Raw genomic sequence first — 7,591 nt, forward strand, 5'->3', positions numbered from 1 at the left:
CCAGCGGTGGTTCGGGTTGCGTGACTTCAGTATTGGAACGCGCTCGACCGATAGTCAAGGCCGAGCGCTCTCGTCCGGCCGGGCCGGGTGCGTTCAGCTCTCGGCTTCGATCTGCTCGGAGAGAAGCAGCCACTGGTCCTCGCAATCGGCCAGCGTGTCGTTGATGGTTTGCAGTTTGAGGCCGAGTTCGCCGATCTCCTGCGGCGAGAGCGGCGGCGTTTGCGTAGAGAGGCGCGCTTCGAGCTCATGCTTCTGCGTTTGCAGCTCGAACATCCGCTGTTCGAGTTTGCCAAGGTCGCGCTTGAGATTCTTCAGGTTGGCGGTGATCTTCTTGTTCGCGACGGGCGGCGGGGCGGCGATCTCTTTTGCTTCCTTGCTTTCCCTGAGCGATGCCTTCAGTGCCTCGCGCGCGCGCTTGGCCTCGTCGAGCAGGTAGCGCTGATAGTCGTCGAGGTCGCCGTCGAACGGCGCGACGCCGCCGCGCGAGACGAGCCAGAACTCGTCGCACACCGAACGCAGCAGCGAGCGGTCGTGGCTGACCAGCATCACCGTGCCCTCGAACTCGTTCAAGGCGACGGCGAGCGCCTCGCGCGTGGCGAGGTCGAGGTGGTTGGTCGGCTCGTCGAGCAGCAGCAGGTTCGGGCGCTGCCAGACGATCATGCACAGCACCAGGCGCGCCTTCTCGCCACCGCTCATGGTGCCGACCGGCTGCTTGACCATGTCGCCGGTGAAGTTGAACGAGCCGAGGAAGTTGCGCAGATCCTGTTCGCGACCCGACTCGCCTTCCGGCAAGCCGGCGCGCGCCATGCGCACCATGTGTTCGAGCGGGTTGCTCTCGGGGCTCAGCACGTCGAGCTCCTGCTGCGCGAAGTAGCCGACGTTGAGGCCCTTGCCTTCGGTCAGCGTGCCGCCGAGCGGCGCCAGCGTGCGTGCGATCGTCTTCACCAGCGTCGACTTGCCCTGGCCGTTGGCGCCGAGGATGCCGATGCGCTGGCCGGCGGTGACCGCCTTGCTCACGTTGCGCACGATCACGGCGGGCGGCGTGCCGGCCGGCGCGTCTTCCGGCGGCGGGTAGCCGAACACCGCGTCCTGCATCGCCAGCATCGGGTTGGGCAGATTGGCCGGTTCCTTGAATTCGAAGGTGAAGTCGGCCGCGGCGAGCACCGGCGCCAGCTTCTCCATGCGCTCGAGCGCCTTGACCCGGCTCTGCGCCTGCTTGGCCTTGGTCGCCTTGGCCTTGAAGCGGGTGATGAACTTCGTGAGATGCGCGATCTTGTCCTGCTGCTTCTCGTAGGCGTTCTGCTGCAGTTCGAGCTGCAGCGCGCGCGTGTCCTCGAAGGTGCTGTAGTTGCCGCCGTAGCGCGTCAGGCTGCCGTTCTCGATGTGCAGCGTGACGTTGGTGACCTCGTCGAGAAACTCGCGGTCATGGCTGATCACGATCATCGTGCCTTCGTAGCGCTTCAACCAGCTTTCGAGCCAGACCAGCGCGTCGAGGTCGAGGTGGTTGGTCGGTTCGTCGAGCAGCAGGAGGTCGGACGGGCACATCAGCGCGCGCGCCAGCTGCAGGCGCATGCGCCAGCCGCCGGAGAAGCTGTTGACCGGGTTGTTGAGCTCGGTCGTCTTGAAGCCGAGGCCGAGGATCAGCGCCTGCGCGCGCGCTTCGGCGTCGTGCGAGCCGGCGTCGTGCAGCGCCATGTAGGCGTTGGCCATGCGCTCGCCGTCGTCAGCCGCTTCGGCAGCCTTGACCTCGGCCTCCGCTGCCATCAGCCGCGTGTCGCCCTCGATGACGAATCCGGTCGCGCTCATCTCGGTTTCCGGCATTTCCTGCGCGACCTGCGCCAGCCGCCACGCGGCCGGCCGGTAGAAGTCGCCGCCGTCTTCGTGCAGCGTGCCGTTGAACAACGCGAACAGCGTCGACTTGCCGGCGCCGTTGCGCCCGACCAGACCGACCTTCTCGCCCGGGTTGATGGTGACGGAAGCGCCGTCCAGCAGCACCTTGGCGCTGCGGCGCAGGGTGACGCTCTTGAGGGTGATCATGGGAGGCCTTGCGAAAGCAGCCGAGCGAGGTATTGGCCGCGCTCGGCGATGGGTGTTATCTGAAAACGACGGTCTTGTTGCCGTGCACCAGCACGCGGTCTTCGAGGTGGTAGCGCAGGCCGCGCGCGAGGACGGCTTTCTCGATGTCCTTGCCGTAGCGCACCATGTCGTTGACCGAGTCCGAGTGGTCGATGCGGATGACGTCCTGCTCGATGATCGGGCCCTGGTCGAGCTCGCTCGTCACGTAGTGGCAGGTCGCGCCGATCAGCTTGACGCCGCGCTGGTAGGCCTGGTGGTACGGCTTGGCGCCGACGAAGCTGGGCAGGAAGGAGTGGTGGATGTTGATGATCCGGCCCGGGTAGTCGCGGCACATCTCGGGCGGGATGATCTGCATGTAGCGCGCGAGCACCATCGTGTCGCCGCGCACCTCGTCGAACAGGCGGCGGATCTCGGCGTAGGCGGCTTCCTTGTTGTCCGGATTGACGGGCACGTGATGGAAGGGGATGCCGTGCCACTCGACGAAGCCCTTGAAGGTATCGTGATTCGAGATGATGCACGGGATCTCGATGTCCAGCTCCTTCGACTGCCAGCGCGCCAGGAGGTCGTACAGGCAGTGCTCCTGCTTGCTGACCATGATGACGACGCGCTTCTTCACCGCAGAGTCGCTGATCTTCCAGTCCATCTGCATCTCTTCGCCGATGGGGCGGAAGCGTTCGCGGAATTCGGCGAGGTGGAAAGGCAGCGAGTCGGCCTTGACTTCGAGGCGCATGAAGTAGCGCGAGCCCTCGGGCGAATCGTCCGAGTGATAGCTCGATTCGAGAATCCAGCCGTTATGTTCGGCGATGAAAGCAGCGACGCGGGCGACGATGCCGACGCGGTCGGGGCAGGAGGCGGAAAGCGTGTAGAAGCGTTGGGAATGCATGATGTCCTGTTGTTCTTAAAACCTCAATTCTTCACCGCGAAGGCGCAAAGGGCGCGAAGGTTCGCGAAGAAAATCAAAGGGCTACGCGAACGGCGCGTATCTTACGTAGTCACCCATAGGGTGAATGATCAAATACGGTAACCCGTTGTTTCCTTTGCGATCTTTGCGCCTTCGCGCCTTTGCGGTGAGGTTTTTAGGGTTATTGTTTCTCGACGCGGGTGAAGGCCTGGTCGATCTCGCCGCGCAGTTCGTCGTAGTTGAGGGTGACCGGGAATTGCGGGAATTCGCGGATCACGTTCTCGGGCGGATGGAAGAGGATGCCGGCGTGCGCCTCGCCGAGCATGGCCGTGTCGTTGTACGAATCGCCGGCGGCGACGACGGTGAAGTTCATCTCGCGGAAGCGCTTGACCGCCTCGCGCTTCTGCTCGGGCATGCGCAGGCGATAATTGACGACGACGCCCGCCGGATCGACCTCGAGGCTGTGGCAGAAGAGCGTCGGCCAGGCCAGCTGGCGCATCAGCGGGTGCGCGAACTCGTAGAAGGTGTCGGAGAGGATGATCACCTCGAAGTCCTCGCGCAGCTTATCGAGGAATTCCTTCGCACCGGGGAAGGGGCTCAGCTCGCCGATCACCTTCTGGATGTCCGGGAGACCGAGGCCGTGTTCCGCGAGGATGCCGAGGCGGTACTTCATCAGCGTGTCGTAGTTCGGCTCGTCGCGCGTCGTGCGCCGCAACTCCGGAATGCCGGTGCGCTCCGAGAACGCGATCCAGATTTCGGGGACGAGGACGCCCTCAAGGTCGAGGCAGACGATTCTCACGGAAAACTCCCTGTGCTTTGGTGTGGATGAGGCGTGGATGGGTGCAAATCAAGCCCGCCATTCTACCAAACTGACTGCGGCCGGACGTGACGCATTTCCGCCGCGCGAGCTGTCCCGACTGGCGCGGCCGGGGGTAAGCGACTAGTCTACCGGCCTCGGAGGAATGCAATGAAAGTCATGGGTTGTTTGCCGATTCGGCCGCTGTCGCTTTTTTTCCTGTTGTCGGGTTTCTCGCTGAACGTGCTCGCCGCCGAGCCGCCGGCGGCCGTGCCGCAGCCGACGACGCTCGACGAAGCCGCCGCACAGCGCAAGGCTGCGGACCGGATGCGCGAAGCGGCCGAGGCGCGTTTTGCCGAGGAAGAGGCGGCCTGCTACAAGAAGTTTCTGGTCAACGACTGCCTTGTCGATGCCAAACAAGAGCGCACGCAATCGATGATCGAAGCGCGCAAGCTGGAAGCGCCGGCGCGCGACTTCGAACGCGAGGCGCACCGCGCCGAGGTTGAAGGCAAGGCGGCGCAGCGCGCGGCCGACATGCCGCAACGCGAACTCGAGCAGAAGGAACAGGGCGAGGCCTACCGCGCCGAAGAGGCCGCCAAGGCCGCCGAGCGCGAGAAGAAGCTGGCGGACAAGGAAGCGCAGGCGGCCAAGGGCCGGCAGAAGGCCGCCGAAGACCAGGCCAAACGCCAGGCGAAACTTGAGAAGCGCAACAAGAAGATTGCCGAGAGCGCCGCCAGGCGCGCGCAGGAAGAAGCCAGGGCGGCTGCGAAAGCCGCCGAATAGGGGGCTTCTTTACCGGTCCGGGAAGCGGATGTCGCCGGCCTTTTCCGGGAAGCGCCCCGCCTTGTCGCCGTAGTAAGCGCGCAACGTTGCGAGATCCTTTCCTTCGTCGCCGCTCAGCGTGATCCAGCGTTCGATGCCGACCTGCTTGTGGCCGTAGTCGATGAAGCCGAGCCCGACCGGCACCTTGGCGGCAAGCGCCAGCCGATAGAAGCCGGATTTCCAGTGGTCGGTCTTCGAGCGCGTGCCTTCCGGCGTGAAGCACATGTGGAAGCGCTCGCGCGTGGCGAATGCCTGTTCCAGCTGGCCGATCATGCCGCTGCGCTCGCGCCGGTTGATCGGCACGCCGCCGTGCCAGAGGAAGAAGGATTTCAGCGGCCAGCGGAACATCGTGTCCTTGCCGGCCCAGTTGATGAAGACCTGGTGCTTGGCGCGCCACAACGCGCCGATCACGAAGTCCCAGTTCGACGTATGCGGATAGACGAGGACGACCGACTTCGGCCCCGGCGGCGGGGTGAAGACGGTCTGCCAGCCGATCAGGCGGAGCACGAAGGCGGCGAGTTTTCCCTGCATGATCAGTCGATGCCCTGGCTGGACAGGTACTCCTCGTAGTTGCCGAGGTAGTTGACGATCGAGCCGTCCATGCGGATTTCGAGGATGCGCGTCGCCAGCGAGGAGACGAACTCGCGGTCGTGCGAGACGAAGACCAGCGTGCCCTTGAATTTCTCCAGCGCGGAGTTCAGCGACTCGATCGACTCCATGTCGAGGTGGTTGGTCGGTTCGTCCATGACCAGCACGTTCGGCTTCATCAGCATCAGCTTGCCGAAGATCATGCGCCCCTGCTCGCCGCCGGAGATGACGCGCACCGCCTTCTTCACTTCGTCGCCGGAAAAGAGCAGACGACCGAGCGTGCCGCGGATCAGCGTTTCCAGGTCCTCGCCCTCGGCGGCGTTGGCGCGCGCGTATTCGGAGACCCAGTCGGTCAGGTTCGTATCGCTCTTGAAGTCCTCGGCGTGGTCCTGCGCGTAGTAGCCCAGGCGCGCTTTTTCCGTCCACTTGATGCTGCCGAACTGCGGCGTCAGTTCGCCCATCAGCAGCTTGAGCAGGGTCGACTTGCCGACGCCGTTCTCGCCGATCACCGCCAGGCGGTCGCCGGCGTTGAGCGTCAGGTCGAGGTTGTTGAAGAGCTTCTTGTCGCTGCCCGGATAGGCGAAGCTGAGGTTCTCGATCTCGACGGCCTGGCGGTGCAGCTTTTCCTTTTCGTCGTACTCGAAGCGGATCCACGGGTACTGGCGCGACGACGGCTTCACGTCTTCCGGCTTCAGCTTGTCGATCAACTTCATGCGGCTGGTCGCCTGCTTGGCCTTCGACTTGTTGGCCGAGAAGCGGCGCACGAAGTCCTGCAGTTCGGCGATGCGTTCCTTGGCGCGGTCGTTGGCGTTCTTCTGCTGCTGGCGCGCCATCGACGACGCTTCCATGAAGTCGTCGTAGTTGCCCGGATAGACGGTGATCTTGCCGTAGTCGAGGTCCGCCATGTGCGTGCACACCTGGTTCAGGAAGTGGCGGTCGTGGCTGATGATGATCATCGTGCTGTTGCGGTCGTTCAAGACGTTTTCCAGCCAGCGGATGGTCGCGATGTCGAGGTTGTTGGTCGGTTCGTCGAGCAGCAGGATGTCCGGATCGGCGAACAGCGCCTGCGTCAGCAGCACGCGCAGCTTCCAGCCGGGCGCGACCTCGCTCATCGGGCCGTAGTGCTGTTCGGACGGGATGCCGACGCCGAGCAGGAGCTCGCCGGCGCGCGCTTCGGCCGTGTAGCCGCCGAATTCGGCGAAGTGGTGTTCGAGCTCGGCGGCGTGCAGGTAGTCTTCCTCGGTCGCCTCCGGGTTCATGTAGATGGCGTCCTTCTCCTGCATGCACGCCCACATCTCCTGGTGGCCCATCATCACGACGTCGATGACGCGCTGGTCCTCGTAGGCGAACTGGTCCTGGCGCAGGAAGGCCATGCGCTCGTGCGCGTCCTTCGAGATGTTGCCGGCGGACGGTTCGAGTTCGCCGGCGATGATCTTCATGAAGGTCGATTTGCCGGAGCCGTTGGCGCCGATCAGGCCGTAGCGGAAGCCCTCGCCGAACTTGACGGAGACGTTCTCGAAAAGGGGCTTGGCCCCGAACTGCATGGTGATGTTGGAAGCGACGAGCACGCGGAAAACCTCGGAAAGTCTTTGATTTGAAAAGGGCGCTATTGTAACCGAGGGCGCATGCGCGGGGTCGTTCGTGCCGTTTTGCGCTCGTGGCCATCAGTCGGCCGGTGTGTTCCGTTTCTGGCTGGCCTTGTCGGCGTACATGCGCTGATCGGCGAGTTCGCGCAGGGCGGTGCTGCTCAACACCTCGGCCGGGTAGAAGGCCGCACCGAGCGCGGCGGTGACGCCAAGCGCGACGCCGTTCAAAGACGACCGAGACCTGCTGGTCGCCGTGGCGTGGTCGGGCTTTGCTGGGGATGGCGCTCGGCGTCGTGGTTTGTCCGGGCTCGGTCACGGGTCGGGGCAAATGGCCGAAACCAGCATCGTGGACCAGGTTGTGGAACAGTTGCCCGCGGCTGGCGTGGAGTCAGGTCCAATAGTCTGACTCTATGGGCAATATAAAGACAATCAATTGGATAAATTGCAGCGTAACTTTTAAGATTCATCCCGTCGCATCACTTCTCAACCAGAAACACAACACGAAGGAGTTACTCATGCAATCACTGATCAACACCGAAATCCTCCCGTTCAAGGCCACCGCTTACCACAACGGCAAGTTCGTCCCGGTCTCCGATGCCGATCTGCGCGGCAAGTGGTCCGTCGTCTTCTTCTACCCGGCCGACTTCACCTTCGTCTGCCCGACCGAGCTCGGCGACCTGGCTGACGAATACGCCGACTACCAGAAGATGGGCGTCGAGGTGTACTCGGTGTCGACCGACACGCACTTCACGCACAAGGCCTGGCACGACGCTTCGGACACGATCAAGAAGATCAAGTACCCGATGATCGGCGACCCGACCG

The 7,591-nt window shown here is 63.7% G+C and carries 8 protein-coding genes; 2 read left to right on the top strand and 6 right to left on the bottom strand.

What is annotated here, in order from left to right; translation table 11 throughout:
• Positions 1–93 precede the first annotated feature (93 nt).
• The 3 genes from KBA32_RS07465 to thrH form a co-directional block, all read right to left on the bottom strand.
• The gene (locus KBA32_RS07465; protein ID WP_294357069.1) at positions 94–2,037 is read right to left on the bottom strand and encodes an ABC-F family ATP-binding cassette domain-containing protein; all 1,944 of its coding nucleotides are present in this window, start codon (positions 2,035–2,037) and stop codon (positions 94–96) included.
• 55 nt (positions 2,038–2,092) lie between these two features.
• The gene (gene purU, locus KBA32_RS07470) at positions 2,093–2,959 is read right to left on the bottom strand and encodes a formyltetrahydrofolate deformylase (protein ID WP_294357072.1); all 867 of its coding nucleotides are present in this window, start codon (positions 2,957–2,959) and stop codon (positions 2,093–2,095) included.
• Between the two features lie 199 nt (positions 2,960–3,158).
• Positions 3,159–3,776 carry a bifunctional phosphoserine phosphatase/homoserine phosphotransferase ThrH gene (gene thrH / locus KBA32_RS07475; RefSeq protein WP_294357075.1) on the bottom strand — a complete coding sequence of 206 codons (618 nt, stop codon included), beginning with the start codon at positions 3,774–3,776 and terminating at the stop codon, positions 3,159–3,161.
• A gap of 168 nt (positions 3,777–3,944) precedes the next feature.
• Between thrH and KBA32_RS07480 the strand changes: the two genes are divergently transcribed.
• On the top strand, positions 3,945–4,556 hold the full coding sequence (locus KBA32_RS07480) for a hypothetical protein (protein ID WP_294357077.1): 612 nt from the start codon (positions 3,945–3,947) through the stop codon (positions 4,554–4,556).
• A 9-nt stretch (positions 4,557–4,565) separates the two neighbouring features.
• Here the strand turns inward: KBA32_RS07480 and KBA32_RS07485 are convergent, their stop codons facing one another.
• The 3 genes from KBA32_RS07485 to KBA32_RS07495 form a co-directional block, all read right to left on the bottom strand.
• Complete coding sequence (locus KBA32_RS07485; protein WP_294357080.1) at positions 4,566–5,126, bottom strand: 1-acyl-sn-glycerol-3-phosphate acyltransferase; 561 nt, start codon at positions 5,124–5,126, stop codon at positions 4,566–4,568.
• A gap of 2 nt (positions 5,127–5,128) precedes the next feature.
• The gene (locus KBA32_RS07490; protein ID WP_294357082.1) at positions 5,129–6,751 is read right to left on the bottom strand and encodes an ABC-F family ATPase; all 1,623 of its coding nucleotides are present in this window, start codon (positions 6,749–6,751) and stop codon (positions 5,129–5,131) included.
• A gap of 96 nt (positions 6,752–6,847) precedes the next feature.
• Positions 6,848–6,997, bottom strand: coding sequence for a hypothetical protein (locus KBA32_RS07495; RefSeq protein WP_294357083.1), 150 nt, complete (start codon positions 6,995–6,997; stop codon positions 6,848–6,850).
• Positions 6,998–7,284: 287 nt separating this feature from the next.
• Between KBA32_RS07495 and KBA32_RS07500 the strand changes: the two genes are divergently transcribed.
• Positions 7,285–7,591 (top strand): redoxin domain-containing protein (locus KBA32_RS07500; protein ID WP_294357085.1); only part of this gene is annotated, 307 nt, incomplete at its 3' end.

The sequence above is a fragment of the Propionivibrio sp. genome (genome assembly GCF_017995515.1).
Taxonomy (GTDB): Bacteria; Pseudomonadota; Gammaproteobacteria; order Burkholderiales; family Rhodocyclaceae; genus Propionivibrio.

Bases quoted from the DNA above. Each gene is read 5' to 3' on its own strand.
- KBA32_RS07480 (WP_294357077.1), top strand. From the start codon at position 3,945: ATGAAAGTCATGGGTTGTTTGCCGATTCGGCCGCTGTCGCTTTTTTTC.
- KBA32_RS07485 (WP_294357080.1), bottom strand. From the start codon at position 5,126: ATGCAGGGAAAACTCGCCGCCTTCGTGCTCCGCCTGATCGGCTGGCAG.
- purU (WP_294357072.1), bottom strand. From the start codon at position 2,959: ATGCATTCCCAACGCTTCTACACGCTTTCCGCCTCCTGCCCCGACCGC.
- KBA32_RS07465 (WP_294357069.1), bottom strand. From the start codon at position 2,037: ATGATCACCCTCAAGAGCGTCACCCTGCGCCGCAGCGCCAAGGTGCTG.